At 71.6% G+C, this 26689-nt stretch carries 31 protein-coding genes; 14 read left to right on the top strand and 17 right to left on the bottom strand.

Translation table 11 applies throughout. The features are described 5' to 3' along the window. Window positions 1–128 precede the first annotated feature (128 nt). The 3 genes from ABZO29_RS37915 to ABZO29_RS37905 all read left to right on the top strand — a co-directional run bounded on the left by ABZO29_RS37915 (window position 129) and on the right by ABZO29_RS37905 (window position 2937). The gene (locus ABZO29_RS37915) at window positions 129–821 is read left to right on the top strand and encodes a response regulator (protein WP_367324713.1); all 693 of its coding nucleotides are present in this window, start codon (window positions 129–131) and stop codon (window positions 819–821) included. Window positions 822–910: 89 nt separating this feature from the next. Continuing rightward, window positions 911–2356, top strand: a complete 1446-nt coding sequence (locus ABZO29_RS37910) for an ATP-binding protein (RefSeq protein WP_367326350.1) — start codon at window positions 911–913, stop codon at window positions 2354–2356. Further along, on the top strand, window positions 2353–2937 hold the full coding sequence (locus tag ABZO29_RS37905) for a hypothetical protein (RefSeq protein ID WP_367324712.1): 585 nt from the start codon (window positions 2353–2355) through the stop codon (window positions 2935–2937). The genes ABZO29_RS37910 and ABZO29_RS37905 overlap by 4 nt, the downstream gene beginning before the upstream one ends. A gap of 35 nt (window positions 2938–2972) precedes the next feature. On the opposite strand, the gene ABZO29_RS37900 is transcribed toward ABZO29_RS37905, so the two are convergent. Then, window positions 2973–3638 carry a hypothetical protein gene (locus ABZO29_RS37900; protein WP_367324711.1) on the bottom strand — a complete coding sequence of 222 codons (666 nt, stop codon included), beginning with the start codon at window positions 3636–3638 and terminating at the stop codon, window positions 2973–2975. 97 nt (window positions 3639–3735) lie between these two features. On the opposite strand from ABZO29_RS37900, the gene ABZO29_RS37895 reads away from it, so the two are divergent. Then, window positions 3736–4218 (top strand): nuclear transport factor 2 family protein, encoded by a 483-nt coding sequence (locus tag ABZO29_RS37895; RefSeq protein ID WP_367324710.1) that lies wholly within the window; start codon window positions 3736–3738, stop codon window positions 4216–4218. 79 nt (window positions 4219–4297) lie between these two features. Then, on the top strand, window positions 4298–5863 hold the full coding sequence (gene lnt, locus ABZO29_RS37890; RefSeq protein ID WP_367324709.1) for an apolipoprotein N-acyltransferase: 1566 nt from the start codon (window positions 4298–4300) through the stop codon (window positions 5861–5863). Here lnt and ABZO29_RS37885 read toward each other — a convergent pair. Next, window positions 5781–6692, bottom strand: a complete 912-nt coding sequence (locus ABZO29_RS37885; protein ID WP_367324708.1) for a Gfo/Idh/MocA family protein — start codon at window positions 6690–6692, stop codon at window positions 5781–5783. The two genes, lnt and ABZO29_RS37885, sit on opposite strands and share 83 nt — an antisense overlap. A 10-nt stretch (window positions 6693–6702) precedes the next feature. Further along, window positions 6703–7887: an FAD-dependent oxidoreductase gene (locus ABZO29_RS37880; RefSeq protein WP_367324707.1), complete on the bottom strand. Its 1185-nt coding sequence runs from the start codon at window positions 7885–7887 to the stop codon at window positions 6703–6705. A 114-nt stretch (window positions 7888–8001) separates the two neighbouring features. Between ABZO29_RS37880 and ABZO29_RS37875 the strand changes: the two genes are divergently transcribed. The 3 genes from ABZO29_RS37875 to ABZO29_RS37865 all read left to right on the top strand — a co-directional run bounded on the left by ABZO29_RS37875 (window position 8002) and on the right by ABZO29_RS37865 (window position 9757). Beyond that, entirely contained in the window at window positions 8002–8595 is a 594-nt protein-coding gene (locus ABZO29_RS37875) for a TetR/AcrR family transcriptional regulator (protein ID WP_367324706.1), read from the top strand. Window positions 8596–8637: 42 nt separating this feature from the next. Continuing rightward, window positions 8638–9150, top strand: coding sequence for a DinB family protein (locus ABZO29_RS37870; protein WP_367324705.1), 513 nt, complete (start codon window positions 8638–8640; stop codon window positions 9148–9150). A gap of 142 nt (window positions 9151–9292) precedes the next feature. Continuing rightward, entirely contained in the window at window positions 9293–9757 is a 465-nt protein-coding gene (locus ABZO29_RS37865; RefSeq protein WP_367324704.1) for a hypothetical protein, read from the top strand. Between the two features lie 81 nt (window positions 9758–9838). Here the strand turns inward: ABZO29_RS37865 and ABZO29_RS37860 are convergent, their stop codons facing one another. The 7 genes from ABZO29_RS37860 to ABZO29_RS37830 all read right to left on the bottom strand — a co-directional run bounded on the left by ABZO29_RS37860 (window position 9839) and on the right by ABZO29_RS37830 (window position 15862). Next, window positions 9839–10360: a hypothetical protein gene (locus tag ABZO29_RS37860; protein ID WP_367324703.1), complete on the bottom strand. Its 522-nt coding sequence runs from the start codon at window positions 10358–10360 to the stop codon at window positions 9839–9841. A gap of 118 nt (window positions 10361–10478) precedes the next feature. Beyond that, window positions 10479–11162 (bottom strand): uracil-DNA glycosylase, encoded by a 684-nt coding sequence (ung, locus tag ABZO29_RS37855; protein ID WP_367324702.1) that lies wholly within the window; start codon window positions 11160–11162, stop codon window positions 10479–10481. Window positions 11163–11242: 80 nt separating this feature from the next. After that, entirely contained in the window at window positions 11243–12820 is a 1578-nt protein-coding gene (locus ABZO29_RS37850; protein WP_367324701.1) for an ABC transporter substrate-binding protein, read from the bottom strand. Window positions 12821–13031: 211 nt separating this feature from the next. After that, window positions 13032–13784, bottom strand: coding sequence for an SDR family oxidoreductase (locus tag ABZO29_RS37845; RefSeq protein WP_367324700.1), 753 nt, complete (start codon window positions 13782–13784; stop codon window positions 13032–13034). Window positions 13785–13806: 22 nt separating this feature from the next. Then, window positions 13807–14568 carry a 3-oxoacyl-ACP reductase FabG gene (fabG, locus tag ABZO29_RS37840; RefSeq protein WP_367324699.1) on the bottom strand — a complete coding sequence of 254 codons (762 nt, stop codon included), beginning with the start codon at window positions 14566–14568 and terminating at the stop codon, window positions 13807–13809. A gap of 125 nt (window positions 14569–14693) precedes the next feature. Beyond that, on the bottom strand, window positions 14694–15110 hold the full coding sequence (locus ABZO29_RS37835; protein ID WP_367324698.1) for a DUF3037 domain-containing protein: 417 nt from the start codon (window positions 15108–15110) through the stop codon (window positions 14694–14696). After that, on the bottom strand, window positions 15107–15862 hold the full coding sequence (locus ABZO29_RS37830; protein WP_367324697.1) for a HipA family kinase: 756 nt from the start codon (window positions 15860–15862) through the stop codon (window positions 15107–15109). Before ABZO29_RS37830 ends, ABZO29_RS37835 begins: the two co-directional genes overlap by 4 nt. A gap of 201 nt (window positions 15863–16063) precedes the next feature. On the opposite strand from ABZO29_RS37830, the gene ABZO29_RS37825 reads away from it, so the two are divergent. Further along, window positions 16064–16564: a Rieske (2Fe-2S) protein gene (locus tag ABZO29_RS37825; RefSeq protein WP_367324696.1), complete on the top strand. Its 501-nt coding sequence runs from the start codon at window positions 16064–16066 to the stop codon at window positions 16562–16564. Here the strand turns inward: ABZO29_RS37825 and ABZO29_RS37820 are convergent. Continuing rightward, window positions 16551–17204 (bottom strand): cysteine hydrolase, encoded by a 654-nt coding sequence (locus tag ABZO29_RS37820; protein ID WP_367324695.1) that lies wholly within the window; start codon window positions 17202–17204, stop codon window positions 16551–16553. The genes ABZO29_RS37825 and ABZO29_RS37820 overlap by 14 nt on opposite strands. 139 nt (window positions 17205–17343) lie before the next feature. Between ABZO29_RS37820 and ABZO29_RS37815 the strand changes: the two genes are divergently transcribed. Then, entirely contained in the window at window positions 17344–17811 is a 468-nt protein-coding gene (locus ABZO29_RS37815) for a pyridoxamine 5'-phosphate oxidase family protein (protein WP_367324694.1), read from the top strand. 1 nt (window position 17812) lies between these two features. Here the strand turns inward: ABZO29_RS37815 and ABZO29_RS37810 are convergent, their stop codons facing one another. Next, a complete protein-coding gene (locus ABZO29_RS37810; RefSeq protein ID WP_367324693.1) occupies window positions 17813–18715 on the bottom strand; it encodes a LysR family transcriptional regulator in 903 nt (300 codons plus the stop codon). A 74-nt stretch (window positions 18716–18789) separates the two neighbouring features. Here ABZO29_RS37810 and ABZO29_RS37805 point away from each other — a divergent pair, with 74 nt between their 5' ends. Continuing rightward, complete coding sequence (locus ABZO29_RS37805) at window positions 18790–19719, top strand: DMT family transporter (RefSeq protein WP_367324692.1); 930 nt, start codon at window positions 18790–18792, stop codon at window positions 19717–19719. A gap of 6 nt (window positions 19720–19725) precedes the next feature. Here ABZO29_RS37805 and ABZO29_RS37800 read toward each other — a convergent pair whose 3' ends face one another. Next, the gene (locus ABZO29_RS37800; protein WP_367324691.1) at window positions 19726–21057 is read right to left on the bottom strand and encodes an aminotransferase class I/II-fold pyridoxal phosphate-dependent enzyme; all 1332 of its coding nucleotides are present in this window, start codon (window positions 21055–21057) and stop codon (window positions 19726–19728) included. A 35-nt stretch (window positions 21058–21092) separates the two neighbouring features. On the opposite strand from ABZO29_RS37800, the gene ABZO29_RS37795 reads away from it, so the two are divergent. Both ABZO29_RS37795 and ABZO29_RS37790 read left to right on the top strand, forming a co-directional pair. Then, window positions 21093–21776, top strand: coding sequence for a pyridoxamine 5'-phosphate oxidase family protein (locus ABZO29_RS37795; RefSeq protein ID WP_367324690.1), 684 nt, complete (start codon window positions 21093–21095; stop codon window positions 21774–21776). Then, complete coding sequence (locus ABZO29_RS37790; RefSeq protein WP_367324689.1) at window positions 21776–22402, top strand: FMN-binding negative transcriptional regulator; 627 nt, start codon at window positions 21776–21778, stop codon at window positions 22400–22402. Before ABZO29_RS37795 ends, ABZO29_RS37790 begins: the two co-directional genes overlap by 1 nt. A 32-nt stretch (window positions 22403–22434) precedes the next feature. Here the strand turns inward: ABZO29_RS37790 and ABZO29_RS37785 are convergent, their stop codons facing one another. From ABZO29_RS37785 to ABZO29_RS37775, 3 genes are all read right to left on the bottom strand, one after another. Beyond that, on the bottom strand, window positions 22435–23382 hold the full coding sequence (locus tag ABZO29_RS37785) for a DMT family transporter (protein WP_367324688.1): 948 nt from the start codon (window positions 23380–23382) through the stop codon (window positions 22435–22437). Window positions 23383–23560: 178 nt separating this feature from the next. Continuing rightward, complete coding sequence (locus tag ABZO29_RS37780; protein ID WP_367324687.1) at window positions 23561–24580, bottom strand: DMT family transporter; 1020 nt, start codon at window positions 24578–24580, stop codon at window positions 23561–23563. A gap of 56 nt (window positions 24581–24636) precedes the next feature. After that, window positions 24637–25191, bottom strand: a complete 555-nt coding sequence (locus tag ABZO29_RS37775) for a Clp protease N-terminal domain-containing protein (RefSeq protein WP_367324686.1) — start codon at window positions 25189–25191, stop codon at window positions 24637–24639. Between the two features lie 243 nt (window positions 25192–25434). Here ABZO29_RS37775 and ABZO29_RS37770 point away from each other — a divergent pair, with 243 nt between their 5' ends. Then, window positions 25435–25863, top strand: a complete 429-nt coding sequence (locus ABZO29_RS37770) for an SRPBCC family protein (RefSeq protein WP_367324685.1) — start codon at window positions 25435–25437, stop codon at window positions 25861–25863. Window positions 25864–25953: 90 nt separating this feature from the next. On the opposite strand, the gene ABZO29_RS37765 is transcribed toward ABZO29_RS37770, so the two are convergent. Next, window positions 25954–26592 (bottom strand): PadR family transcriptional regulator, encoded by a 639-nt coding sequence (locus ABZO29_RS37765; protein WP_367324684.1) that lies wholly within the window; start codon window positions 26590–26592, stop codon window positions 25954–25956. Window positions 26593–26689: the final 97 nt, after the last annotated feature.

Raw genomic sequence — 26689 nt, 5'->3', positions numbered from 1 at the left:
AGTGTGTTCGCCGTGTGATCGGATCTGGCTCAACCGATAACGAAACAATAACGAATGATCGCCATGCGTTTTGTGATCATCCGGTAACAGAGCCGCGGGCCGGGCCCAGAGGTTCTGATACTGAGCCCATGCCACGAGTTCTGCTGATCGAAGACGACCGCGCCGTCCGGGACGCGGTCGCCCTGGCGCTGCGCCGTCAGGGCCATGACGTCTCAGCCGCCGTGACCGGAGAGGACGGCATGGCACAACTGCGGTCCTTCCGGCCCGACGTCGTGGTTCTCGATCTGATGCTGCCCGGTATGACCGGCCTGGACGTGTGCCACGGCATCCGCGCCGTCGACCAGGGGCTGCCGATCATCATGGCGACCGCGAGGGGCGACGAGGTGGATGTCGTCGTCGGCCTGGAGGCGGGCGCCGATGACTACGTCGTCAAGCCGGTGCAGGCGAGAGTGCTGGACGCCCGTATCCGCGCCGTGCTGCGCCGGGCGGGCGGGGCTCCGGGCGACAGCGGGCTGCCGAAGATCGACACCCACGGCGACCTGGCCATCGACCGGGCCGGGCTGACGGTCACCGTGCGGGGCGCGCCGGTCGTGCTCGCCCCGTCCGAGCTCCGGCTCCTGCTGACCCTCTCCGCTTCGCCGGGGCAGGTGTTCAGCAGGCAGCAGTTGCTGGAGGCGGTCTGGGAGCACGGCTACCACGGCGACGCCCGCCTCGTGGACGCCTGCGTCAAACGGCTGCGCGCCAAGATGGGCGAGCCGCCGCGCGAACCGCGTTACATCCAGACGGTGCGCGGCTTCGGCTACCGGTTCGCGTCCCGGTGAGACGTTCCGTGCGGGCGGGAGTCGGGACAAATCCGGCGACGAGGGTCAGGGTGAAGCCTCCCGCGCGGGTTCCGCTGCGCGGCCTGCGGATGCGGCTCGTGGTGGCGTTCGGGCTCGTCGCCGCCCTGGCCATCACGACGACCGGCGCCCTGACCTTCCGGGAGGCCCGCAACGGCGTGCTCCAGCAGAGCCAGGACACCGTGATCGGACAACTGCGTACCCAGGTCAGCCGGCTCGCCCCCGAGCTCGGCTACCCCCCGAGCCCGGAGCTGCTGCGGCAGTTCGCGGCGGACGTGGCACGTGCCGAGCCGTCGGGGACCTGGCGCGTACTGGCCACGTATCAGGGGCTCAGCGAGACCTCGGTCCCGGGCGACCCTTTCGACGAGCTGACGCCTGCCGTCCGCGAGGCCGTCGGGTCCAGCCTGGCCACCGTGTTCCAGCGGGTGCGCAGCGATGGACGCACCTCCCTGGTCGTCGGCATGACGGTCACCTTCGCCTCCGAGAACCGCATTCCGACGAACTCCGGGGTCCAGGTCTTCCTGACGGTGCCCCAGGCCGAAGAGCAGGCGTCCGTCGACGCGTTGGTCACCGCTGTCGAGCGGGCGACCGTACCGGCCCTCGGCATCGCCGTGCTGCTCGCCCTGTTCGCCGCTCGCGGGGTGCTGCGGCCGGTCCGCGCGCTGCGTCACGCGACCCGCAGCATCGCCGAGGGACGTCTGGACACCCGGCTCGACGTCAACGGCTCCGACGAACTGGCCGATCTGTCCCACACGTTCAACGAGACCGCGGCGGCCCTGGAACAGTCCGTCGCCGAGCTGCGCAGCATGGAGGCGCGGGCCCGCCGCTTCGCCGCGGACGTCTCCCATGAACTGCGCACCCCGCTGGCCGCCATGTCGATGGTCACCGACATCCTCGACGAGGCGGCCGCCCGCCTCGATCCGGACACGGCCACCGCCGTCCGGCTGATCAGTGAGGAGACCGTGAAACTGGCCCGTCTGGTGGAGGATCTGATGGAGATCTCCCGCTTCGACGCGGGTGCGGCGGTCCTGCACCTGGACGAGATCGACCTCGCCGAGTCGATCCGGCGCACGCTCTCCTCCCGCGGCTGGTCGGACATGGTGGAGACCCGGCTGCCGGGTCCCGACGAGCTCCGGGGGCGCGTCGATCCGCGTCGGCTGGACGTGGTCGTGGCCAACCTGGTGGGCAACGCCTTCCGGCACGGCGCCCGACCGGTGTGCGTCAGGCTGACGGCGGGCGGACCGCCGAGTGCGCGGTCGTCGGCGGTCATCGAGGTGGCGGACAGCGGGCCCGGCCTGCCCGACGATGTGCTGCCGCATGTCTTCGAGCGCTTCTACAAGTCCGACAGCGCGCGGACCCGTACCGAGGGCAGCGGGCTGGGCCTCTCGATCACCGAGGAGAACGTCCGGATGCACGGCGGCACCGTCCGAGCGGCCAACCGTCCCACGGGCGGCGCCGTCTTCACCGTGGAACTACCGCTGCGGCGAGACGAGTCGGCGCGGGAGCACACCTCATGAGGCCCGTACGCCGTGTCGCGCTGCTGGTCGTCACGGCGGCACTCGCGCTGTCCTCCTGCGGCATTCCCTCGACCGGCGTGGTGGAGGCGGGTGGGCCCGCGAGCGGGATCGCCCCGACCACCCCGGTCTACTTCGTCAGGAACGGAACCCTGGTCGCGGTACCCCGCACGGTCCCCGAGGCCGGCGATGTCAGGACGGCCGTCGAGGCACTGCTCAATGGCCCGACCCCGCAGGAGCGTCTCAAGAGCCTGACCACCCGGCTGGCGCGGAAGCCGGAACTCTTCCTGCCGACCGCCTCCCCTGCCAGGACGCAGGACGGCAGCACCGCCCCCGCGGGCACCTCGCCCACCACCGGGATCCCGACGGAGGCTGTGGAGGTGACGACGCGGGGCGACAGCCTGTCGGTCGAGCTGCCCTGGTACACGGCGGAGTGGTCCTCCCTCGCGGCGGACCAGGTGATCTGCACCGCCGCCCGGGCGTATCTGCTCACTCTCTGGGACGTGCAGTCGTTGACGGTGACCGTGACGGGCGCCGCCGGCCGGACCGCCGAGGGGTCGGACGAACGCTGCCCTGATCTGTAGCGCACAAGGCCGGGGGGCGGAGTGCCGTGTCCGCCTCAGGCGGTGCTCAACGGCGCCGCCGCGCTTGCGGTGCTTCGGCGTGTCCAGAGGGTCACATCACTGCTGGTGGCGACGGCGAGGGTCTGCCCGGAGGGGGAGAACCCGACGGCGCGGAGTTCGGAGTAGTCGGAGTGGAAGACATGCCACCACCGCTCTCCATGCGGTCCGCGGTGCGGCATCCCGTCGCCGCGGGAGAGCAGGACACGCTCGTTCGGCCAGGCCGGGGCGACGACCTCCACGATCCAGCCGTCGCCGGTGGTGGAGTGGAGCCCGCCCCCGAAGAGTCCGGCGATGTGAACCCTGCTGCCGGCGATCGGCCCCAGCCCCGGGCACGTCAGATCGGGTGCCGCGTCAGGAGTGCTGTCCTGCGGATCGGGATCCCGGTCTCGGGCGATCTTCTCTCCCGTGACGGCGTCGAAGAGGCCGTGGCCGTCGTGCGAGACGACCATGACCAGGTCGTGGCCGTTGTCGGGGTGCGATGCGAAACCGATCCCGAGAAGTCCACCGACCGCCGCGCAGGACGGGAAGACCGACTCCCAGGGCTCAGGCGCGGGAAGCACCGGCGCCGCGAGAAACCGGTCCCGCAGGGCCCGCTGATAGGGGGAGAGCTCCGCTTCGCGCTCTCCTTGTTCGGGGGGCGCCGCCTTCTTGGTCCACTTCATCACTTCCCCATGATCCCAGCCCGCCCCCGGCCACCGGATATCGCCTTGTCCCCGCACGCCCCTTGGCTGGGCACGTCGTATGCCCAACACTCGGCCCATGACGCAGCGTGTGGAGCTCGCCACCGTAATGGACCGGCTGGCCGTCGACGGGCTGATCACCGACTACGCGGTGGCGGTCGACGACGGGGACTGGGAGGTGTACCGGGAGCTGTTCACGCCGGACGGGCGTGCGGACTACCGTTCGGCCGGCGGGATCGAGGGGGATGCGGGGAGCGTCGCCGGCTGGCTCGCCGACACCATGCGGATGTTCGCCATGCGGCAGCATCTGATCGTCAACCGTCGTGTGCGCTTCGGGGTCCTGGAGCAGGACACCGGCGACACCGCCCAGGTCCAGGCCGACTACGTCAATCCGATGCGGTTCGCCGGAAACGGCGACGACGGTTCCCCGGCCGCGCCCGACTTCGTGTGCGGCGGCCGGTACGCCTTCGGTCTGCTGCGGACGTACGACGGCTGGCGCGTGCGCGAGGTGGTGGTGCGGGAGAAATGGCGCCGGCCGGCCCTGCCGAGCGCTGCCCACTGATCCTCGGGCCCGCCCGAGGCCCCCTGTCGGAGATCGTCCGTCACACGGCACACTGGAGGCACGGGAGGGAGGCGCGTCGATGAAGGCGTTCGGGCACTGGCTCAGCTCCCCCTGGCGGCGCTCGACCGCCGCCGTGCTGGCGGGCGCCCTGCCCGTGCTCGCGTTCCCCGCCCCGTCCCTGTGGTGGTTCGCCTACGTCGCCGTCGTCCCCTGGATCCTGCTCGCGCGCTCCGCGCCGACGGGGAAGCGCGCGGCGTACGACGGCTGGTCCGGCGGGTTCGGCTTCATGCTCGCCATGCATCACTGGCTGTTGCCCAACCTGCACGTCTTCACGCTCGTCATCGCCGCGCTGCTCGGCGCGCTGTGGGCGCCCTGGGGGTGGCTGGTGCGCCGTTTCCTGGCCGGAGTGCCCTCGCGGGGGCGGCTGGCCGCGGCCCTGGTCGGGCTGCCGTCCGGCTGGCTGGCGATCGAGCTCGTGCGCTCCTGGCAGGGGCTGGGCGGGCCCTGGGGCATGCTCGGCGCCAGTCAGTGGCAGGTGGAGCCTGCGCTGCGGCTCGCGTCCGTCGGCGGGGTGTGGCTGCTCAGTTTCCTGATCCTGGTGGTCAACATCGCCGTCGCGCTGCTCGTGTCGGTGCGCGAATCCCGGGTGCCCGCCATGGCCGGCCTCGTCGCGACCGCCGCGGCGACCTCGGCGGCCTGGGTGTGGTCGCCGCGTCCCGACGTCGACGGCCAGGCCCGGATCGCCGTTGTCCAGCCGGGCGTCGTCAGCGGCGCCGACCAGCGGTTCGACCGCGAGGAGGAGCTGACCCTGGGGCTCGTCGGGCAGGACGTCGACCTGATCGTCTGGGGCGAGAGCAGCGTCGGCTACGACCTCGGCGGCCGGCCCGACCTGGCCAAACGCATAGCGGCCCTGTCCCGCGAGACCGGGGCCGACATCCTGGTCAACGTGGACGCCCGGCGCTCCGACCGGCCCGGCATCTACAAGAGTTCCGTCCTCGTCGGCCCGGACGGCCTCACCGGCGCCCGTTACGACAAGATGCGTCTCGTGCCCTTCGGCGAGTACATACCCGCCCGCTCGCTGCTGGGCTGGGCGACCTCGGTCGGCGAGGCGGCCGGGGAGGACCGGCGGCGCGGCACCGAGCAGGTGGTGATGGACGCGGGGCACGGGCTGCGCGTCGGCCCGATGGTCTGCTTCGAGACCGCGTTCCCCGACATGAGCCGCCATCTCGCCGACAACGGTGCAGACGTACTGATCGGGCAGTCGTCGACGTCGACGTTCCAGCAGAGCTGGGCTCCCGCGCAGCACGCCTCGCTGGCCGCGCTGCGCGCAGCGGAGACGGGCCGTCCCTTCGTGCACGCGACGCTGACGGGGGTCTCCGCCGTCTACGGTCCGAGCGGGGAGCGCATCGGATCATGGCTGGGCACGAGCGCGAGCACGGCGGCCGTCTACGACGTGCCGCTGGCCGACGGTGTCACCCCTTACGTCCGCTTCGGCGACTGGCCCGCGCACGGGGCCCTGCTGGTGCTCGCGGCCCTGTGCCTCACGGAGGGCGTACGGGAGGTCAGGCAGCGGAGGAGCGCTCCTGCACCGCACGCACCACCCGCTCGCACAGTTCGTGAGTCGCCAGCGCATCACGGGCGCTGAGCACCTTGCCCGCGCGGACGGCGTCCAGGAAGGCCAGCACGGCCTGCTCGATGCCCCGCTGCCGGGCCACCGGCACCCAGTCGCCGCGCCGCCGCACGGTGGGCTGCCCCTTGTGGTCGATTATCTCGGCGAGGTTGACCACCTGACGCTTGGTGTCCTGCCCGGAGACCTCGAGGATCTCCTCGGCCGAGCCGCTGAGCCGGTTCATCACGCCGAGTGCAGTGAACCCGTCCCCGGCGAGCTGCAGCACGACGTGGTGCAGCAGTCCGTCCTCGACGCGGGCGCGCACGGTCACGTCGTCGACCGGGCCCGGCACCAGGAAGCGCAGTGTGTCGACGACGTGGATGAAGTCGTCGAGGATCATCGTGCGCGGCTCCTCGGGCAGGCCGATGCGGTTCTTCTGCATCAGGATCAGCTCGCGGGGGTGGTCGGCGCACTGCGCGTAGCCGGGGGCGTAGCGCCGGTTGAAGCCGACCGCGAGGGAGACGTTCCGTGCCTCCGCGAGTGTCACCAGCCGCTCGGAGTCGGCGAGTTGGTAGGCGAGCGGCTTGTCGACGTACGTCGGTACACCGGCCTCCAGCAGCCGCGCCACGATCTCGGGGTGCGCCATGGTCGGCGCGTGCACGAAGGCGGCGTCCAGGCCCTCGGCGAGGAGCGAATCGAGATCCTGGTGCCGCTGTGCCTCGGGCAGGTGCAGCCCGTCGGCGACCCGCTCGAGGGTCGCCGGTGTCCGCGTCTGCAGATGCAGCTCGATCCCCGGCTGCACCCCGAGCACCGGCAGGTATGCCTTCAGCGCGATGTCGCCGAGTCCGATGCAGCCGACCTTCACGAGCGCTCCCTCACTGCCTGTCTGCGCCTGCCTCCACCGCAGCATACGGCCGCTGAGGGGGCCGCCAGTCCGCGATGCCGTCGAAGCTCCGCAGGAACAGCGCCGGTCCGGCCTTGGAGATCGCGGCGATCGCGGTGTTGCGTACGGCCATGGCGGCGCGGTTGCTCGTCATGTTGAGGCGGGCGACCCTGACCGCCTGGCGCGCGACGGCCGTCGTACGGGGGAGCCTGGCCGCGGTGTACGCGGCGAGGTCGTCACTGTGGTGCGCGAGGACGACAGCGTCCTCGACGGCCTGGTTGCCGCCCTGGCCGAGGGTCGGCGGCATGGCGTGCGCGGCGTCGCCGAGGAGGGCGACACGGCCTCGGTGGAAGGCGGGCAGCGGCTCGGCGATGTGGTGGACGTCGTGCCGAAGCACGTTCTCGGGGCGGGCCGCGGCGAGGACGGCGGGGATCGGGTCGTGCCAGTCGCCGAAGCGGCGGAGCAGTTCGGCCCTCTCGTCGTCGTGCGCGTGCTGACCGGCAGGGGTCATGGCGGCGGCGTACGCGTAGACCCGGCCGTCCTTGAGCGGGTGCGTGCCCCAGATACGGCCCCTCCCCCAGGTCTCGTGCGAGGCGAACTCCGCGCCGGGCACCGGGATGACGACCCGCCATGTGGTGAACCCTGAGTACACCGGCCCGGGGTGATCCGGGAACAGGGTCCGGCGTACGGCGGAGTGGATGCCGTCGGCGGCCACTACGAGGTCGGCCTCCAACTCGCCGTCCGGCGTGGTCACACGGGCCGGGCGGTCGCCGTCGCCCGGGTCGGCGAGGGTGGCGGCCACGCCCGTGCGGACGGCGTCCGGCGGGAGCAGGGCGGCCAGGCTGTTGATGAGGGTCGCGCGGTGCAGGAGCACCAGCGGACCGCCGAACCGCGCGGCCGCGGCCTCGGCGCCGGACCGCGACAGCCAGCGACCGCGCGGAGTGCGCAGACCGCCGTCCCCCTGCCAGGCGGCGAGGTCGCGGATCTCGTCCCCGATGCCGATGACGTCCAGGGCGCGCAGGGAGTTGGGGGCCAGTGAGATGGCCGCGCCGACCGGTTCGAGGGAGCGGGCCCGCTCCAGGACGGTGACCCGCCGGCCCCGTTGGTGCAGGGCCGCGGCGGCGGTCAGCCCTCCGATCCCGCCGCCGATGACGACGACGCGCGACGACTGTGGCATGGCTCCTCCTCGTACTCGGACAGGCTTCGTGGGGGTCGGCAGGGCTGACTACACCTGTAGTGAGCCACGCGTCGAATGTACTACGGATGTAGTTTCACGGGTAGGTTGACCTCCATGTCCGCACGCTCCGCGGGCGCCTCCCGCGCCGACCTGATCGCCGACACCGCCCTCGCCCTGCTGGCCGATCGGGGGATGCGCGGGCTCACGCACCGGGCCGTGGACGAGACGGCCGGGCTTCCGCAGGGCTCGACCTCGAACCTGGCCCGGACCCGGCAGGCGCTGCTGGAACTGGCGGTGCGGCGGCTGGCCGAGCGCGAGGCGCGGGTGCTGGCGTTGCACGAGATGCCGGACCCCAGGACCGGCGGCCTCGACTCGCTGGTGAACGGACTGGCTCTGGCGACGCACCGCGCCCTCACCCGCAACCGGGATCTGACGCTCGCCCGTTACGAACTGGCCCTGGAGGCCACGCGCCGCCCCGAACTGCGCGCCTACTTCGACGCGACGGGCGCCCGCTTCCGCGACCAGCTCACGACCCTGGTCACGGCGATGGGTTCGACGCATCCCGACCGGCACGTGCTGTCCCTGGTCGCGTGGGCCGACGGGCTGATGTTCTCCTGCGTGGCCGGCTCGTTCGGCGCGCGCACGCCCGCGCTGGAGGAGGTGCGGGCGGGGCTGCGGGAGCTGCTGGAGGGGATGTTGCGCGGCTGAAAAGGCGTGGTGGGAGCGGACCGGTTGGGCGACGATGCGGACATGACGACACAGCGCAGTGAACCCGCACAGAACGCCGGCGAACGGATGATGCTGGAGGGCTGGCTGGACTACCATCGGCAGACCCTGGCTCGGAAGTGCGAGGGACTGACGGACGCCCAGCTCAGGACCGCGTCGGTGGAGCCGTCCGAGCTGTCCCTGATGGGGCTGGTACGGCACATGGCCGAGGTGGAGCGGGGCTGGTTCCGCAAGGTGCTCGTGGGGGACGATCCGGGGCCGATCTACTACAGCGACGAGGACCGGGACGGTGAGTTCCACCTGACCGAGGCGGACACCTGGGAGGAGGCTTACGCCACCTGGCAGGCCGAGATCGGGATCGCACGGCGGTACGCGGCCGGGTTCGCCCTGGACGAGCTGTCCAAGGGCGGGAGCAGGTTCACCGACGAGCCCTTCAGTCTGCGCTGGATCTACACGCACATGATCGAGGAGTACGCGCGTCACAACGGACACGCCGATCTGATCCGCGAACGCATCGACGGCGCGACGGGGGACTGACGCCGGCCCCGGCCGACGCTCGCGTCAGCCGGGCGGGCCCGCGCCCTCCGTACGGGGTCGTAGATCACCCATGTGGGGCAACCTCCGCTTGTCAGCCGGGCGTTGGCGGGCCGGACCCAGCAGAGTGGCACGGGTGCATCGAATGACGACCACCGCAACACTCCTGGTCACCGTGGCTGTCTCGGCCCTCGCCGGCTGTGTGACGGTCCCGCAGCCCACCACGTCCGGCGGCGCGCCGGCGGCGCCGTCCCAGCCGTCCGCTCCACGGCAGGACGGCCATACGGGACCCCAGATCGTGCAGGCGCCCGCGCGGGAGGCGCTGGAACGGGTCGGGGGGTCCCGGGAGACCGAGCCGCCCGCCGCGGCGTCCCGTCGGCTGCCGGCGGCACAGTCGCCGGCCCGCCGATCGCCGCATCCGCATCCCCGGGCCCGCCATTCGGAGCGTCCCCGTCAGCAGCCGCCGCGTGTCGAGATTCCGGATGTGTCGGAGGCGGTGCGGAAGGACGTTCGCAGCGGTGCGGACGTCTGTGCGCTGGGGAGGAAGTACGGGGGATGGCGGGCAAACAGCCCGGAGGCGGTGATCTGCGAGCAGACGTACGGGCGTTGAGGGCGTGACCGCTGCCGCGGCCGACGCGAGGTGGGCCGCGCAAACCGGCGCTGACGGGGTACCGCCCGCGCCACCGCCTCTCTACGGCCGTTGTCTCGGTGGGGTCCAGTTCCCGCCGGCCGGTCCGTCCGGCTCCCCCAGGCGTAGCTCCAGGCGGCTGATCGCGGCCCGTACGCCGTCGCCGTAGCGGTCCTCTCCCAGCGCGTCGGCCGCGCCCCGCGCCCGCCGCAGGTGGGTTCGTGCGGCGTCCGCGCGGCCGAGTTTCACGTAGTCCGCCGCCAGGTTCAGATGCAGCGAGGGGTACAGGGCGCGAACGGCCGTCACCCCCTGGTGCTCGGCGAGGCGGTCGTCCGTGAGTTCCTGCGCGGCCGTCAACGCCCGCAGGTCCCAGGCCAGTTCGTCGAAGGGGTCGTCCTGGGTGTCGGCGAGGTAGTGCGCGAGGGTGCAGCGGTGCAGGGGGTCGCCGTGCTCGCCGATCTCCGACCACAGGTCCAGGAAACGGTGCCGGGCCTCCTCGCGGTCACCCGCGTGATGCAACATGACGACCTGGCCGATCCGCGTCATCACGGCGTCCGGCGCCGCCTGCTCCTGTCGCTCCGCCACCGTGTCCTCCGCGCGCTCGACGGCCGTCCTCGACCGACGCTAACCGCAGGCACCGGAGATCCCGGTCAGGCGGCACCGGGCCGGATCCACGAGGAACCGGCCCGTACCAGCGGGGAGGTCATCCCAGGTTGGGGATCGTCCAGTCGATCGGCTCGTGGCCCTGCCCCGCCACCGCCTCGTTGATCCGGGTGAACGGACGGGAGCCGAAGAACTTCTTCGCCGACAGCGGCGAGGGGTGCGCGCCCTTGACCACGATGTGCCGGGTCTCGTCGATCAGCGGGAGCTTCTTCTGCGCGTAGTTGCCCCACAGGACGAACACCGCCGGGTCGGGCCGGTCGGCCACCGCGCGGATCACCGCGTCGGTGAACTTCTCCCAGCCCCGGCCCTTGTGCGAGTTCGCCTCACCGGAGCGGACCGTGAGCACCGCGTTGAGCAGCAGGACACCCTGCCGGGCCCACGGCATCAGATAGCCGTTGTCCGGGATCGGGGTGCCCAGCTCCTCGTGCATCTCCTTGTAGATGTTGCGCAGGGACGGCGGGATCTTGACACCGGGACGGACCGAGAAGCACAGGCCGTGGCCCTGGCCCTCGCCGTGGTACGGGTCCTGGCCGAGGACCAGGACCTTCACCTGGTCGTACGGCGTCGCGTCCAGCGCGGCGAAGACCTCCTCGCGCGGGGGGTAGACGGGACCCTTCGCCCGCTCCTCCTCGACGAACTCCGTGAGCTCCTTGAAGTAGGGCAGCTGCAGTTCGTCGCCCAGGACCCCGCGCCAGGACTCGGGCAGCATGGCGATGTCGGTCACGTCAACTTCCTTACGGTGTGCGGTCGCTTCCAGGGCTCCGAACCTACAGGCGACCACTGACAACCGGCTCCCGGAACGTCCTACCAGCTCGTCTTCCGGGACAGTTCCCACATCATCATCATGGTCGAGGGGTCCAGCGCGCGCTCCCCTCCCGAGATGTCCTCGCTGGAGGCGATGTACTGCTTGCCCTGCCACAGCGGCAGCAGCCGCGCGTCCTCGACGAGGTACCGCTGGGCCTCCTCGAAGTCCTTCACCACGTTGGCGCGGTCGCTCTCCTGGCGGGACCGGGACAGCGCCTGGGCGATCCCGGTCGACTTGTACGGCGTACCGAGGGCGTTCTGTTCGCCGACGAACGGGGCGACGAAGTTGTCCGGATCGGGGAAGTCGGGGAACCAGCCGCGGCCGAACACCGGGTACTCGCCCTTCTGGTAGCCCTCCACGTAGGTCTTCCAGGGGCGGTTCTTCAGGGTGATCTTGAACAGCCCGGAGTCGTCGAGCTGCCGCTTGAGCTCCTGGAACTCCTTGGCGGTGTCGGAGCCGTACCGGTCGGAGGTGTACCAGAAGGTCAGCGGGACGGGCGTGGAGATGCCCGCCGCGGTGAGGATCTTGCGGGCCTTGGCGGTGTCGGGGTCGCCGAAGTCGTCGAAGAAGTCGGTGCTGTGGCCGGTCAGCCCCTTCGGCACCATGGAGTACAGCGGGTCCACGGTGTCCATGTAGACATTGTGCGCGATCGCGGCCCGGTCGACGGTCTGGGCGATGGCCCTGCGGACGGCGCGGTTGTCCGCCCACCGGTCCTTCGGGTTGAACACCAGGTAGTTGATGTCGATGCCGCCGTTCTCGATGAGCTCCAGGTCCTCCGAGTTGTTCTTGCTCTGGAGGGCGACGGTGTCTGCGGCGGCGAGACCGCGGTAGGTGATGTCGATCTGCTTGGCGCGCAGGGCCTTGACCATGGTGGCCGAGTCCTGGAAGTAGCGGATCGTCACCCCGTCGTTCTTGCGGTCCGCGAAGCCCTTGTAGCTGCCGTTCTTGACGAGCTCGGCCTTCTTGCCCTCCTCGTACGACTCGAGCCGGTAGGGGCCGGAGCCGAGGACCTTGCCGTCCTTGCGCAGGGCGCCCGCGGGGTACTCGTCGGGGTCGACGATCGACATGCCGGGAGTGGCGAGCACGAACGGGAAAGTGGCGTCCGGCTGGTTGAGGTGGAAGACGACCTTGTTGTCGCCCAGCACCTGCACCCGGTCCAGGCTGCCGAGCAGCCCGGCGGGGCCACTGGCGAAGTTGATCTTCCTGATCCGGTCGATCGAGTGCTTGACCGCCTGGGCGTCGAGCTTGTCACCGTTGGAGAAGGTGAGGCCGGAACGCAGCTCGCAGCTGTACGTGCGGTTGGTGTCGTCGGTGAACTCGCAGCTCTTGGCGGCGTCCGGCTGAGGAGTGGTCGCACCGACGGGGTAGGCGAGCAGCGTCTGGAACACGTTGCGGAACATCTCCCAGGAGCTGTCCCAGGCCGCGGCTGGATCCAGCGTGCTGGGAGTACTGGTGGTCCCCACGACGATCGGTCCCGCGTCCTCGGAGTCACCGTCCGAAAGAAGACTGCATCCCGCGACCAGGGCTATGGACACGATCGCTGCGACCTGCCGCAGGCATCGCTTCCGGTTGAACACGCGCACGCTCCTCGATCTGCCATACCAAGGGTCGGCAGACGATACCGCAGTGTTCGGCCACGTGGACCGGCCGGGACCTGCTATGCGCGTCACTCATGATCATCAAGCCCATGACGACGTTGTCATGGGCTTGTGAGCAGCCTGTACGACGACACGGGCGCCGCTTCTGTCAAGAAAGCGGCGCCCGTGCCGTGACCCGGGGCGGCCGGTGTCAGCCGACGCCCGCGTTGAGGAAGATGCCGCCGTCGACGACGAGGGTCTGTCCGGTGATCCAGTCGGACTGCGCCGAGGTGAGGAACGCCGCGGCACCCCCGATGTCGGAGGGCACGCCGAGACGGGCCAGCGGGTAGGAGGCGGCGGCCTCCGCCTCCCGGCCCTCGTACAGGGCCTCGGCGAACTTGGTCTTCACCACGGCCGGGGCGATCGCGTTGACCCGCACCTTCGGCGCGAACTCGTGCGCCAGCTGCTGGGTCAGGTTGATCATCGCGGCCTTGCTGATGCCGTACGCGCCGATGAACGGCGAGGGCGCCAGACCCGCGATCGAGGCGATGTTGACGATCGCGCCGCCGTTGTCCTTCTGCCAGGCGTGCCAGGTCTTCTGCGCGAAGCCGAGCGCGGAGACCACGTTGGTCTCGAAGACCTTGCGCGCCACGTTCAGGTCGAGGTCGGCGATCGGCCCGAACACCGGGTTGGTCCCGGCGTTGTTGACCAGGTAGTCGACCCGGCCGAAGGCCTCCATGGTGCGCGCGACGGCCTCGGCCTGGTGGTCCAGGTCGTGGGCCTTGCCGGCGACGCCGATGACCCGGTCGGCGCCGAGCTTGTCGACGGCCTCCTTGAGCGCGTCCTCGTTGCGGCCGGTGATGCAGACGCGGTCGCCGCGGGCGACGAGCGCCTCGGCCACGCCGTAGCCGATGCCTCGGCTGGCGCCCGTGACGAGCGCGACCTTGCCGGAGAGTTCAGTCATGTCCGTGATCCCTGGTCGTTGCCTAGTTGAGCGGTCCGCCGGCGACGTACAGCACCTGGCCGGAGACGAATCCGGCCGCCTCGCCCGTGAAGAAGGCGATCGCGTTGGCGATGTCGTCGGGCTCGCCCACGCGCTGCACCGGGATCTGCGTGGCGGCCGCGGCCTTGAACTCCTCGAAGCCCATGCCGACCCGGGCGGCGGTGGCGGCGGTCATGTCGGTGGCGATGAAGCCGGGGGCGACGGCGTTGGCCGTGATGCCGAACTTGCCGAGTTCGATGGCGAGGGTCTTGGTGAAGCCCTGCAGACCGGCCTTGGCGGCGGAGTAGTTGGCCTGGCCGCGGTTGCCCAGCGCGGACGAGGACGACAGGTTGACGATGCGGCCGAAGCCCGCGTCCACCATGTGCTTCTGCACGGCCTTGGTCATCAGGAAGGAGCCGCGCAGGTGCACGTTCAGGACGGTGTCCCAGTCGGAGACGCTCATCTTGAACAGCAGGTTGTCGCGCAGCACACCCGCGTTGTTGACCAGGATCGTCGGCGCACCGAGCTCCTCGGCGACGCGCGCGACGGCCGCCTCGACCTGGGCCTCGTCGGAGACGTCGGCGCCGACCGCGATGGCCCTGCCGCCCGCCGCGGTGATCTTCTCCACGGTGTCCTTGCAGGCGGCCTCGTCGAGGTCGATCACCGCGACCGCACGGCCCTCGGCGGCCAGTCGTACGGCGGTGGCGGCGCCGATGCCGCGCGCCGCGCCGGTGACTACGGCGACCCGCTGCTCAGTGGTGGACATTGCTGGTTCTCCTCGCCCTCGAGAAGGACGCCCATTGGGTGAGCGACCGCTTAGTACCTTCAGCAGACGTGACGCTAGAAGCCCTGGCACGCGGTGTCAACGCCACACGTGGAGGGTGTGATCCATTACCTCACGAGGAGGTCGAGCAACCGCTGTGTCTCGGCCCCCGGATCGGTGGTGAGTCCGGTGTGCACCGGCCCCGGCTGGACGACCGTCGAGCGGGGCGCGATCAGCCAGCGGAAACGCCGGCCGGCGTCGTCCTGCGCCGCCTGCCCCGCCGCGGCGCCTCCGCCGCACACACCCTCGACGGCCCGCAGCGCGGCCCGTACACCGGCCACGTCCGCGTCCGCGTCGAGGGCCAGCAGTCTCGCCTCGTCGAGGTGCGTGCGCGCGCCGACGTACGCCTTGGCGCGGCAGTACACGAGTACCCCCGCGTTGATGCACTCACCGCGCTCGATACGCGGTACGACGCGCAGCACGGCGTACTCGAAGACGTCCCGGTCGCCGCCCTGGCCTGCCCTGATGATGTGGCGGTCGCTCACCTGGCCCCCTTGATTCGGTCGTGGATGACGGCGGCGCGCGCGAGAAGGGGCGCCGCGTAGGCGCGGCGGAGGTCGTCCGGCGTCTGGAAGCCGTGCTCGTCGGCCAGCCAGACGTCCGGGATCTCCGCGGTGACCTCGGCGAGGAGGTCTTCGGTGACGAGGGGTGCCAACTCCGCCGCGGCGGTCGCGACATCCGGCCGGAAGGGCGCGAGCGCGTGCTCGGAGGCGTCGTACGGGCGGGCGGCCGAGGCCTGTGCGCCCGGCCAGTTGTGGTGCCAGATCATCGTCGCGCCGTGGTCGATGAGCCACAGCTCGCCCCGCCATCTCAGCAGGTTGGGGTTGCGCCAGGACCGGTCGACGTTGTTGACGAGCGCGTCGAACCAGACGATCCGCCCGGCCTCCTCGGGGTCCACCGCGAAGGCGAGGGGGTCGAAGCCGAGGGCGCCGGACAGGAAGTCCATGCCGAGGTTGGTGCCGGCGCTGGACCTGAGCAGCTCCTGCACCTGCTGGTCGGGTTCGCCGAGACCCAGCACGGAGTCGAGTTCGATCGTCACCAGGCCCGGCACCCGGAAGCCCAGCCGGCGGGCGAGTTCCCCGCAGACGACCTCGGCGACGAGCGTCTTGCGGCCCTGTCCCGCGCCGGTGAACTTCATGACGTACGTCCCGAAGTCGTCGGCCTCGACGAGTCCCGGCAGGGAGCCGCCCTCACGCAGGGGCGTGATGTAGCGGGTCGCGATGACTTCCTTGAGCATCGCCCCAGGTTACTGGGGAGTTGCCGGGCGGGGTGCGACGCTCCGTGGAGTGGCGGCGGACCACACGACAGCACACCGACAGCTTCGTTTTACCCACGCATCACCTGTAACAGGTTTAGATCTCGACACCGTCTGAACAGCGCGGACCCGTGGTCCGTACCTCTCAACAGATCACGCAACCTCCCCTGAAGGGAAACTCGCATGACCAGCGCATCGTTCAAGCCCGCATCGGGACCTGCCCGTCGTACCGTCGTGGCGGCCGCCGGAGCCGCGGGGCTCGCCGTCGCGCTGACCGCGTGCGGAAGCTCCGGCGACGACTCCTCGAGCTCTTCCGTCGACTCCGGCTCCACCCCGTCCTCCGGCGGCAGCGAGGCGGCGAGCACGGGCGGTTCGAGCGGCGGCGACGTCGGCGCCGGTGCCGCGCTCACGACCACCGCCGAGATCCCGGAGGGCGGTGGCAAGGTGTTCGAGTCCGAGAAGGTGGTCGTCACGCAGCCGACGGCCGGCGAGTTCAAGGCGTTCTCGGCCACCTGCACCCACCAGGGGTGTGCGGTGAAGAGCATCGCCGACGGCCTGATCAACTGCCCCTGTCACCAGAGCAACTTCTCGATCACGGACGGCAGCGTCAAGAGCGGCCCCGCGACCAAGGCGCTGCCCGAGGTGAAGATCACCGTCAGCGGCGACTCCATCACGCTGGCCTGACGCTTCCGCGCGGACGCTTGAAGCAGGCCAGCACCTCGTCCGTGGTCGCGACCGTGGCGACCAACGCGAGGGTGTGGCGGATCATCGCGGGGGTGTAGTCCGAGGGCACCCCCGCGATGGCGTCCCGGGGCACGACGGCGGTGTAGCCGCGGTTCACGGCGTCGAAGACGGCGTTGGGGATCGCCACGTTGGCCGAGACGCCGGTGACGATCAGTGTGCGGCAGCCCAGGTTGCGCAGCAGCGCGTCGATGTCGGTGCCCTGGACGGGCGACAGACCGTGCAGGCGTCGTACGACGAAGTCCTCCTCGGCGACCTCGATCGGTGCCGCGACGCGCACCGCGGTGGTGCCGGCGAGTTGCTGGACGGGCAGCCGTTCGGCGGCGCGGAACAGCCTGGCGTTGCGGTTGGCGCCGCGCCCGTCGGGGCGGCGCTCGGCGACGGCGTGGATCACCTGGATCCCGCTGTCGTGGGCGGCGGCGACCAGCCGGGCGATGTTGACGAGGGCGCCCGAGGAGCGCGCCTCCCGGGCGAGCTCCGGCAGGGCGCCGTCGGGGCCGACGACGCCCTGCTGGCACTCCACGGTCAGCAGCACGGTGCTCGCGGGGTCGAGAAGCTCGCGGAGCTGCTCGTACGACGGCATGGCGCCCCCTGGTCGCCGACGGTTCGGGCGGGTGAGACTAGCCACCATTGCGCGTGGACGGAAGACCACCCATTCTTTTCTGACGTGATGTCAGAGGATCTCCCTCCTCTGACACGACGTGGGAGAAGAAGGGGGCCGCATGACCGTCACTCAGCGCCGGGGCCGGAAGATCATGATGACACCGGGTGAGCTGGACGAGTTCCTGACCAGTCAGCGCACCTGCCGGGTCGCCACCGTGTCGGTGGACGGCGCCCCGCACGTGAGCACGCTGTGGTTCGCGTGGGACGGCAACTCGATGTGGCTGTACTCGGTGGTGCGCAGCAAGCGCTACGTCGACCTTCGCCGCGATCAGCGGGTGGCGATCGTGGTCGACACGGGCGAGGAGTACGACGAGCTGCGCGGCGTCGAGCTGTCGGGGACCGTGGAGTTCGTCGGCGAGAGCCCGCGCACCGGGGAGCTGTGCGCCGAACTCGACGTCCCGGAGACGCTGTTCGCCCGCAAGAACTTCAACCTGGAGGAGATGCCGCACGACGGCCGGCACGCCTGGATACGGCTGACCCCGGAGAAGATCGTCTCCTGGGACTTCCGGAAGCTCGGGTCGGCGTAGCTCAGCCGAGCATCCCGGCCGTCGCCTGCAGCGCCTCGACCGCCGCCCGGATCGACGGGCGGCGGTCGGCGTCCGCGCGCCACACGGCGTAGACGTACCGGTGCACCCGGTGGCGCACCGGCACGGCCCGCACCCCCGGCGGCATCGGGTCGCGGCCGAGGCGGGGCGCCACGCACACCCCCAGCCCGGCGGCGACCAGGGCGAGCTGGGTGTGGTGCTCCTCGGCGCAGTGCGCGATGCGGGGCTCGATGCCCTTGCTGCGCAGCGTGTAGAGCAGCCACTCGTGGCAGAACTCACCCTCGGGCCAGGCCACCCACTCGTCCCCCGCGAAGTCCTCCAGGTCGACCTCGTCGCGACCGGCAAGCGCGTGAGCCTCGGCCATCGCGATCTCCACCGGGTCGTCGAGGATCGCCGCCTTGGCGAGCCCGTCCGGCATCGGCAGCGGCTTGTTGTACCAGTCGAGGACGACGGCCAGGTCGGCGTCGCCCCGGAGCACGGCGTTGACCCCGCCCTCCGGCTCCAGCTCACGGGACCGCAAGCGCAGCGCCGGATGCTCCGTCCGCAGTGCGGTGAGGGCCGCCGGGAACAGACCGCGCATCGCGGTGGGGAACGCGGCCAGCCGCAGCTCACCGACCACCTGCCCGCGCTGGGCCTCCAGATCGGACTGGGCGAGCTCTACCTGCGAGAGGATGCGCGCCGCGTGTTCGGCGAGCAGCCGGCCCGCGTCGGTGAGGCGTACGCCCCGGCCGTTCTTGGCGAGGAGTTGCTGGCCGACCTCCCGCTCCAGCTTGGACATCTGCTGCGAGACGGCCGAGGTCGTGATGTGCAGCCCCTCGGCGGCGCCGCTGACCGAGCCGTGTCGGGCGAGGGCGTCGAGGGTTCGCAGGCGCTCCAGATTCAACATGTAAGCAATGCTACGAGATACCGGGCGGAAATTCTCGCTTGTGCTACGAGATCATCTCGAGCATCGTTGCGTCCATGACCGCCGTCACCACTTCCCGGACCCCCGTCGCGACCACCTCCCGCCCCCGACCCGCTCTCGACTGGCGGCTGCGCTTCGGCGCTCTCGCCCTCGTCTGGGGCTTCAGCTTCCTGCTCATCAAGGTCGGCACCGAGGGGTACGCGCCCTTCCAGGTCACGCTCGGCAGACTGGCGTTCGGCACGGCGGTGCTCGCCGCGGCGATGGCCGTCAAGCGGGAACGGATGCCGCGCGGCACGCGCACGTGGCTGCATCTGACGGTCGCCGCCTTCTTCCTCAACGCCCTGCCGTTCTCGCTCTTCGCATACTCGGAGCTGACGATCCCGTCCACGCTCGCGGGCATCTGCAACGCGACCTCGCCACTGTGGGGCATGGCCCTCTCCCTGGTGGCCCTCTCCGAGGACCGGCCCACGCGCGTGAGGGTCGCCGGTCTCGGTCTCGGCTTCCTCGGTGTCCTGACGGTGCTCGGCGCCTGGCAGGGCTTCTCCGGCCTGGACGCCGGCGGCACGGCGATGGCCCTGCTGGCCTCTCTCAGCTACCCGATCGGCTGGATCTACGTCCGCCGCACTCTGGCCGGCTCCAGCCACTCCCACCTGTCCTTGACCGGCGCCCAGCTGCTGCTCGCCACGCTCCAACTGGCCGTCGTCACCCCGCTGTTCACGACCATGCCGACGCGTTTCCCGGTCCTGCCCCTGCTCGCGGTCGTGGCGCTGGGCGTCCTCGGCACCGGTTTCGCGATGCTCATCCAGTACGGCATCGTCGCCGAGGTCGGGCCCACGACCGCCCAGATGGTCACGTACTTCATTCCGGTCATCGCGACGGCCGCGGGCATCGCGATCCTCGGCGAGTCCCTGAGCTGGTCGACTCCGGCCGGAGCGGTCATCGTGCTGGCCGGGGCGGCGCTGACGCAGGCCCGGCCGAAGTCGTAGGCGCGACTACACGAATCTGCGCACCGGGGCCGGCCCCACCGCGGAGGCCACGGCGTCCGCCAGGGGGCCGGTCTCGGCCGCGGTCAGTGTGGAGACGGTGATCCGGATGCCGGGCGGCGCGCTCATCCGGAAGCGGGCGCCGGGGGCGACGGCCCACCCGGCATGAAGCAGGCGGGCGACGGCACCGGTCTCGTCGGGGACGGGGATCCACACGTTCATGCCGCTGCGGCCGTGCGCGGCGATCCCCCGCTCGGCGAGCGCACCGATCAGCGCGTCACGCCGTTCGCCGTACGCCTGGGCCACCGCCCGCGGGTCCACCGCGTCGTCGGCCCACAGCCGTACCACCGCCCGCTGGGTGATCCGGCTGACCCAGCCCGGCCCGAGCCGCTGCCGCCCGCGGACCCGGTCGAGGGTGACGGCGTCCCCGGTGAGAACGGCGAGCCGCAGGTCGGGGCCGTACGCCTTGGCGACCGAGCGGACGAGGGCCCAGCTGTGCGTGACACCCGCGAGCGGATGCAGGGGCAGGTCGACGATCCGGTGGCCGTGGTCGTCCTCGACGAGGAGTGTCCGCGGGTGCTCCCGCAGCACGGCCCGCAGGGCACGCGCGCGCGTGGCGCTCACCGCGGCGCCGGTCGGGTTCTGCGCCCGGTCGGTGACGATCAGGGCGCGTGCGCCGCTCTCCAGCGCGCGACGCACGTCGTCGGGCAGCGGACCTTCGTCGTCGAGCCCCACGGGGACCGTGCGCAGGCCGAGCGCCGGGACGAGGTCGAGCAGACTGCCCCACCCGGGGTCTTCGACGGCGACGGTGTCCCCGGGCCTGAGGTGCACGGCGAGAACCCGTTCGACGGCGTCCAGCGAGCCGGAGGCGACCGCCACGGGCCCGTCCGGCACCCCGTCGGCGTCCAGGTCGGCCCGCGCCATGCGGACCAGCTCCGGCTCCACGGGGGCGTCCCCGTAGAGGACGGGCTGCCGGTCGCCCTGCTCGGCGGCCGCCGCGAACGCCTGCGCCAGCGGGGGCAGCAGCGCCGCGTCCGGGTTGCCGCTCGCCACGTCCCGCACCCCCTCGGGGACGTCCACCCGGATGAGCTCACGCCCCGTCGTGGCCGGCTTGGACCGCACCCGGCTGCCCCGGCGCCCCGCGGTCTCGATGACCCCGCGTTCACGCAGGGTGCGATAGGCGGCCGCGACGGTGTTCGGATTCACCCCGAGCCGGTCCGCCAACTCCCTCATGGGCGGCAGCAGTTGCCCCGGAGCCAGCTCACCGGCCCCCACCGCCCGCTCGACGCTCGCCGAGATGTCTGCTGCACGCCGGCCTTCGATCCGATACTCTCCTAGCACAAAGCCGATTATGCACTAGTGCAATGGAGAGCGCCATGCAGGGGACCCAGCAGACGACGACGCCGCCCGCCGCCTACGCCCCGACCGAGCGCACCGTCCCCACGCGCTCCCCCGACCGGGCCTCGTACGACAAGGAGCTGGTGCACGCGATACTCGACGAGGGCTACGTCTGCCACCTCGGCTTCGTCCGGGACGGCGCGCCGGTGGTCCTGCCGACGCTGTACGGCCGGGTGGGCGACCGGCTCTACGTCCACGGCTCGACGGGCTCGCGCCCGCTGCGGATGACGGGCAAGGCCGACCCGGGGCTCCCGGTGTGCCTCACTGTGACCCATGTCGACGCGCTGATCCTGGCCCGCTCCGCCTTCCACCACTCGATCAACTACCGCTCCGTGGTGGTGCACGGCATCGCGCACGACGTGACGGACCCCGAGGAGAAGCGGGCGGCCCTCGACGCCCTCGTCGACCACGTCGTACCGGGCCGCGCCGCCGACTCCCGCCCCGCCAACAAGAAGGAACTGGCGGCCACCGCGGTGATCCGTCTCGACCTGAACGAGGTGTCGGCCAAGCTGCGCACCGGCGGCGTGAACGACGAACCCGAGGACCTCGCCCTCCCCCACTGGGCCGGCGTCGTCCCGCTGCGCAAGGGCTACGACACCCCGGTCCCCGACGGCCACCTGGCCCCCGGCACGGAAGTCCCCGACTATCTGGCGGTGCGGTGATGCTGGTCCACCCCTGGGACGCGCCTCGCGACGACGCCGAGTGGCAGCGGTGGCTGGCTGTCCACGACTTCGGGCAGCTCGCCGTCAACGGCCCGCCGGGAGAGCCGCCGCTCGTCCAGCCCCTGCACTTCGCCTACGACGCCGAGCGCGGCGAGGCGGTCACGCATCTCGCGCGCCCCAACCCGCTGTGGCCCGCGCTGGAGGCGAGTCCCCAGGTCCTGCTGAGCGTCGTCGACGACTACGTGTTCGTGCCCGGCCCCTGGCAGGCGCCGCCCGACGTCCCCTCCGAGCACGGCGCGCCGACGAGCTTCTACGCGGCCGTCCAGCTCCGGTGCACGGCCCACGTCGTCGACGACCCGGATGACAAGGCCGCCTTGCTGAACCGCCAGATGGGCCACTTCCAGCCCGACGGCGGCTCCGCGCGGGTGGCGGTGGGCGAGGTGCCGTACGGCCGGATGCTGCCGGGGATCCGTGGGCTGCGCCTCGAAGTGACGGGCGTACGGGCGAAGTTCAAGTACGCGGGCAAGAAGCCGGACGAGGTCCGGGAGCGGATCGCGGCCGCGCTGGCCGCACGCAGCGGTCCCGGTGACAGCGCGGCGCGCGAGCACCTGCTGCGCCGGAAGTGAGGGGCCGCTCTCACGAAGGGCCCCGTCAACCGTCACACGAGCACCGGCTCCTCGGCCACCGTATCCCGCGCCTCCGCGAACGCGAGCCCCGCGACGGAACCGAGCATCAGCGAGGTGCCGATGAGCGTCGCGGCCGTGAGCCTTTCGCCGAGCAGGACGACGCCGAGCACGGCCGCGCTCACCGGCTCGAGGAGCATGATCACGGACACCGTGGCGGACCGTACGGCGGCCGCGCCCGCGAAGTAGAGGGCGTACGCGAGGGCCGTGGGGACGGCGGCGATGTATGCCAGCAGCCATACGACGCGGCCGGGTTCGGCGGTGTGCGGCACCAGCCCGTCGACCAGGGCGAACGGGAGCAGGCAGAGGCTGGTGACCGCGAACGCCCACACGGTGGTGCGGGAGGAGTCCGTAGCTCCGTCGCGACCCCACCGGCGGGTGAGCAGCGTCATCACGCTGTACCCGGCGGCGGACAGCAGGGCGAGCAGGACGCCCCCGGATCGCACGGACGCGCCTCCGCCGCCGAGGACGAGGACACCCAGTCCGGCGAGCGCCCCCGCGACGGCGGCCAGGCCGCCGCGGCCGAGCCGCTCCCCCAGGGTCAGCCGGGCGCCCAGCGCGATGAGGACGGGTCCGGCGCCGAGGGTGACGACAGTGGCCACGGCGAGTCCGGTGGCCGAGACGGCCGCGAAGTAGGCCGTCTGGAACACCGCGAGCCCGAGGCCGGTGACACCGGCGCGCAGCGCGCCACGCCGGCCCAGCGGCCCGGGTGCGGCGGGGCGCACACGCGGACGCAGGAGACGCGCTGCGAGAAGGAGCACGAGCCCGGCTGCGCAGCGCCAGAAGGACAGGGCGACGGGCCCCATGTCACTGGCCCGGTAGACCAGCGAGGCGGCCGCGCCCGCCGTGCCCCAGGCGGCGCCGGCGACGATCAGACAGAGCAGGCCTCGCCCGACGGGCAGGCCGAAAGCAGCATTCGACACGAGTTGTCTCCGCAGATGCAGAAGTTCGGAAGGGGACCCCGGTTCGGCGGGGTCCGTGGACTTCTTCTGCGGGCAGCACCGTTCCGCCCGGCGAGGCGCCGGGCGTGGTTCACCGGAGGGCCCGCCTCAGGCGGCCGGAGGGGGCAGAACGAGTGCGTCCGAATGCATGATCGTCACCCTATGCGGCGGTTCCGCGGGCGGACAACTCCCTTTCCGGGCCGCCGCCCGCCACCGGCTCCGCCGATCCCTTCGCGGGCGTGGACGACTGCGCGATGAACGCGCCGACCAGCACGACAGCACCGCCCACGATCTGCGGCACCGAGAGGTGCTCGCCGAGCAGGACCCAGGCCAGGACCGTCGCGATGACCGCTTCGAGGCACGCGACGACGCCTGCGACCTGCGGGGAAAGCCGCCGCACGGAGAGCACGCCGGTGACGTAGGCGACGACCGTGGCGACGAGCACGATCCAGGACAACAGCAGCCAGGCCGCGACCGGGGCGCCGTCCATGTGTGCGGTGCCGGTGAGCACCGACCGGTCCATGCTCCAGGGACGGGCCACGACGGTCAGCACGGCCGCGCCGATGAGCAGTCCGTACGCGATGACGCCCAGCGGGTCAGGGGCGTCCGCGCCGGAATCGCTGCCCTGGTCGGACAGGACGAAGTAGCCGACCTGGCAGCAGGCGGCGCCGAGCGCGAGCAGCAGGCCCAGCGCGTCGACGCTCAGACCGGACCAGACCTCGACCACACAGGCGAGCCCGCCGACCGCGAGAACCACACCGAGCGCCGCGGCACGCGTCACCGGCCGCCGCTGCACGAAGCGCACCCAGCCGAGGACGAGGCCGGGCGCGAGGTACTCGACGAGCAGGGCGACACCGACCGGCATGCGGGAGATCGAGGCGAAGTAGCAGGCCTGGACGCCGGCCACGGCGAGCAGGCCGAACCCGGCGAGCAGCGCGGGACGGCGGAACAGCAGGGCGCGGTGGCGCACGGCGAGCGGCAGCATCACCAGGGCCGCGCCCGTCACCCGCAGCCACACCACGTGCAGCGGGTCGAGTCCCGCCTCGATCAGTGGTTTGGCCGCGACACCGGATCCACCGAATGCGACGGCGGACGCGAGCGCGAGACCGAGCCCGAGACCCTTGCCGCGGCTGCCCTGACTGCTCTCAGACGTGTGCACCGGCCCATGATGACAGGCCATGTCATGAGCGTCACCCCCAATGACACCTGTCTCAGCGATTGGACGGCGGGCCGTCGTCAGTGACCGGCCTCGCCGCCGGCGGCGTACTCCTCCAGGCCTCGCTCGATGCGCGGGAGCAAGTCGCTCGTGTCGATACCGGCGCGCGCCAGCACCTCGACGGCCCGCGCCTGCGGGTCCTCGACGATCGTCGCGAGCAGGTCGAGGCCGCGGGCCCGTGTGCCGCTTCGGCGTGCGGCGCGTGCACGGGCCTGCTCCATCGCGACCGCGGCGAGGGGCGAGAACCCTTCGGCCGTCGTCGTCACGGGCAGGCCGCCGGAGTCCTCGACACCGTCCTGCCAGCGCAGTCCGTAGCCGATGCTGCGCTGCACGAGGTAGCCGAGGAGCCGGGCGATCCGCGGGCCGCCGTCGTCGAGGGCGGCGTACGCCTCGGAGTCGTACTCCAGGAGTGAGTGGAGCAGATGGGCGGTGTCGATGTGGCGGTCCCCGTCCCGGAACGCCCTGCGGCGGGCGGCGGTGACCACCGCCGCCAGCTCGGCACTGAGCCCGGCATCGTTGTCCAAGCCGGGGACGGTCGAGTCGCCGGCCGTCTGCCGGGGAATACGGGGTTGCACATCCCCCACCCCATCAGCCCCTGCCGATCGCCGCATCCCCGGGGCGAAGCATTTTCGCGTCCCACGCAGAGTGGACCGCGCCGGCCGGAATCTCCTCCTTACGGATGAGATCACGTCCCTCCCCCGCTGCATCGGCGGCCGGCGGGCGGTCCTCACAATTCCTGACGGTTCATCAGTATTGAATGTTCCAGGCCCTGCGGCTACGTTCCGCGACACCGTAGCCCGACACGAAGAGGTGGTCGCATGGCCGAAGTCAGCGCGGAGGCACGCATCGGGGCACCGGCCGAGAAGGTCTGGGCGCAGCTCACGGACTGGCCGGCGTACGGGGAGTGGAACGCGACCCACACCAGTTTCCCCGAGGGCGGCCCCGAGAGCCTCCAAGTGGGCGCGACCTTCCAGGAGAACATGAAGCTGATGGGCTTCCCGGCGGAGGTCGAGTGGACCGTCGAGGAGCTGGAGCCGGCGCGGGTGCTGGCGATCCGCGGCAAGGGCCCGATGGCGGTGACCGTCGCCACGCGCTACACGCTGAGCCCGGACGGCGACGCCACGGCGGTCCGCATCGACGGCGAGTTCACGGGCGCGGCCGTCTCGCTCATGGCGGGGAAACTGAAGGACTCGGCGACGGCCGCGCTCAACGAGTCGCTGCGCAAGCTGGGCGGGCTGGTGGCCTGAGGACCGCCGCACAGACGACGGCGCCCCGCGGAACGCTCCACGGGGCGCCTTGATCACCGTACGGTCGTCGTTCGTCCGACCGTCGCCGGCTCATCCCTCGTCGGCGAGGATCAGGTACAGCTTCTTGCGGGCCTCGTTGATGACGGCCAGCGCCTTCTCGCGCTGCTCCTTGCTGCCGGTCTTCCACACCTGGCCGAAGGCCTCCATCAGACCGAAGCCTGCCTGGCGGATCTCGCTCAGAGCCTCCCAGTCGACCCCGCGCGAGGCCTCCTCCCAGGGTGCGTCGGAACCCTCGTCGGCGGCCTCACGGCCCGACTCCGTGAGGGAGAACAGCTTCTTGCCGCCCTCGGTCTCACTGCTGATCAGCCCCTCGTCCTCCAGCAACTGGAGAGTGGGGTACACCGATCCGGGGCTGGGCTTCCAGGCCCCGCCACTGCGCTCGGCGATCTCCTGGATCATCTCGTAGCCGTGCATGGGCCGGTCCTTCAGCAGGGCCAGGATCGATGCCCGTACGTCACCCCGCCGCGCCCTGCCCCTCGGCCCCCCGCGCCCTCGGCCACCCCAGGGCCCGGGTCCGAAGCCCGGTCCGAAGCCGGGGCCGCCGGGACCGAAGCCGGGACCACCCGGCCCGAAGGGCCCGAACGCCGCACGCCGTCCGTCGAAGCCGCCCCGGCCTCGCCGGGAGGGGCCGTCCTGCCGATGTCCACGCTCGAATCCGTGGGTACGCATCGCAATCACTCCATTCCATCGTTGATCTGTCGCGATGCGTCAACGATATATCGGAACACTTCGCACGGCAAGCCCCCAGCCGACGGTCCGCGCGGCC

It is taken from the genome of Streptomyces sp. HUAS ZL42 (genome assembly GCF_040782645.1).
Classification (GTDB): Bacteria; Actinomycetota; Actinomycetes; order Streptomycetales; family Streptomycetaceae; genus Streptomyces.
The sequence above is the reverse complement of the archived record's forward strand: the minus strand, read 5'-3'. Positions and strand labels throughout refer to the sequence as shown.

Coding starts and splice junctions, on each gene's coding strand:
- ABZO29_RS37845 (WP_367324700.1), bottom strand. CDS start 13,784: ATGACTGAACTCTCCGGCAAGGTCGCGCTCGTCACGGGCGCCAGCCGA.
- ABZO29_RS37900 (WP_367324711.1), bottom strand. CDS start 3,638: ATGAAGTGGACCAAGAAGGCGGCGCCCCCCGAACAAGGAGAGCGCGAA.
- ABZO29_RS37825 (WP_367324696.1), top strand. CDS start 16,064: ATGACCAGCGCATCGTTCAAGCCCGCATCGGGACCTGCCCGTCGTACC.
- ABZO29_RS37865 (WP_367324704.1), top strand. CDS start 9,293: ATGACGACCACCGCAACACTCCTGGTCACCGTGGCTGTCTCGGCCCTC.
- ABZO29_RS37880 (WP_367324707.1), bottom strand. CDS start 7,887: ATGCCACAGTCGTCGCGCGTCGTCGTCATCGGCGGCGGGATCGGAGGG.
- ABZO29_RS37770 (WP_367324685.1), top strand. CDS start 25,435: ATGGCCGAAGTCAGCGCGGAGGCACGCATCGGGGCACCGGCCGAGAAG.
- ABZO29_RS37765 (WP_367324684.1), bottom strand. CDS start 26,592: ATGCGTACCCACGGATTCGAGCGTGGACATCGGCAGGACGGCCCCTCC.
- ABZO29_RS37820 (WP_367324695.1), bottom strand. CDS start 17,204: ATGCCGTCGTACGAGCAGCTCCGCGAGCTTCTCGACCCCGCGAGCACC.
- ABZO29_RS37815 (WP_367324694.1), top strand. CDS start 17,344: ATGACCGTCACTCAGCGCCGGGGCCGGAAGATCATGATGACACCGGGT.
- fabG (WP_367324699.1), bottom strand. CDS start 14,568: ATGTCCACCACTGAGCAGCGGGTCGCCGTAGTCACCGGCGCGGCGCGC.
- ABZO29_RS37795 (WP_367324690.1), top strand. CDS start 21,093: ATGCAGGGGACCCAGCAGACGACGACGCCGCCCGCCGCCTACGCCCCG.
- ABZO29_RS37895 (WP_367324710.1), top strand. CDS start 3,736: ATGACGCAGCGTGTGGAGCTCGCCACCGTAATGGACCGGCTGGCCGTC.
- ABZO29_RS37910 (WP_367326350.1), top strand. CDS start 911: ATGCGGCTCGTGGTGGCGTTCGGGCTCGTCGCCGCCCTGGCCATCACG.
- ABZO29_RS37780 (WP_367324687.1), bottom strand. CDS start 24,580: ATGGCCTGTCATCATGGGCCGGTGCACACGTCTGAGAGCAGTCAGGGC.
- ABZO29_RS37875 (WP_367324706.1), top strand. CDS start 8,002: ATGTCCGCACGCTCCGCGGGCGCCTCCCGCGCCGACCTGATCGCCGAC.
- lnt (WP_367324709.1), top strand. CDS start 4,298: ATGAAGGCGTTCGGGCACTGGCTCAGCTCCCCCTGGCGGCGCTCGACC.
- ABZO29_RS37870 (WP_367324705.1), top strand. CDS start 8,638: ATGACGACACAGCGCAGTGAACCCGCACAGAACGCCGGCGAACGGATG.
- ABZO29_RS37905 (WP_367324712.1), top strand. CDS start 2,353: ATGAGGCCCGTACGCCGTGTCGCGCTGCTGGTCGTCACGGCGGCACTC.
- ABZO29_RS37915 (WP_367324713.1), top strand. CDS start 129: ATGCCACGAGTTCTGCTGATCGAAGACGACCGCGCCGTCCGGGACGCG.
- ABZO29_RS37805 (WP_367324692.1), top strand. CDS start 18,790: ATGACCGCCGTCACCACTTCCCGGACCCCCGTCGCGACCACCTCCCGC.
- ABZO29_RS37830 (WP_367324697.1), bottom strand. CDS start 15,862: ATGCTCAAGGAAGTCATCGCGACCCGCTACATCACGCCCCTGCGTGAG.
- ABZO29_RS37790 (WP_367324689.1), top strand. CDS start 21,776: ATGCTGGTCCACCCCTGGGACGCGCCTCGCGACGACGCCGAGTGGCAG.
- ABZO29_RS37810 (WP_367324693.1), bottom strand. CDS start 18,715: ATGTTGAATCTGGAGCGCCTGCGAACCCTCGACGCCCTCGCCCGACAC.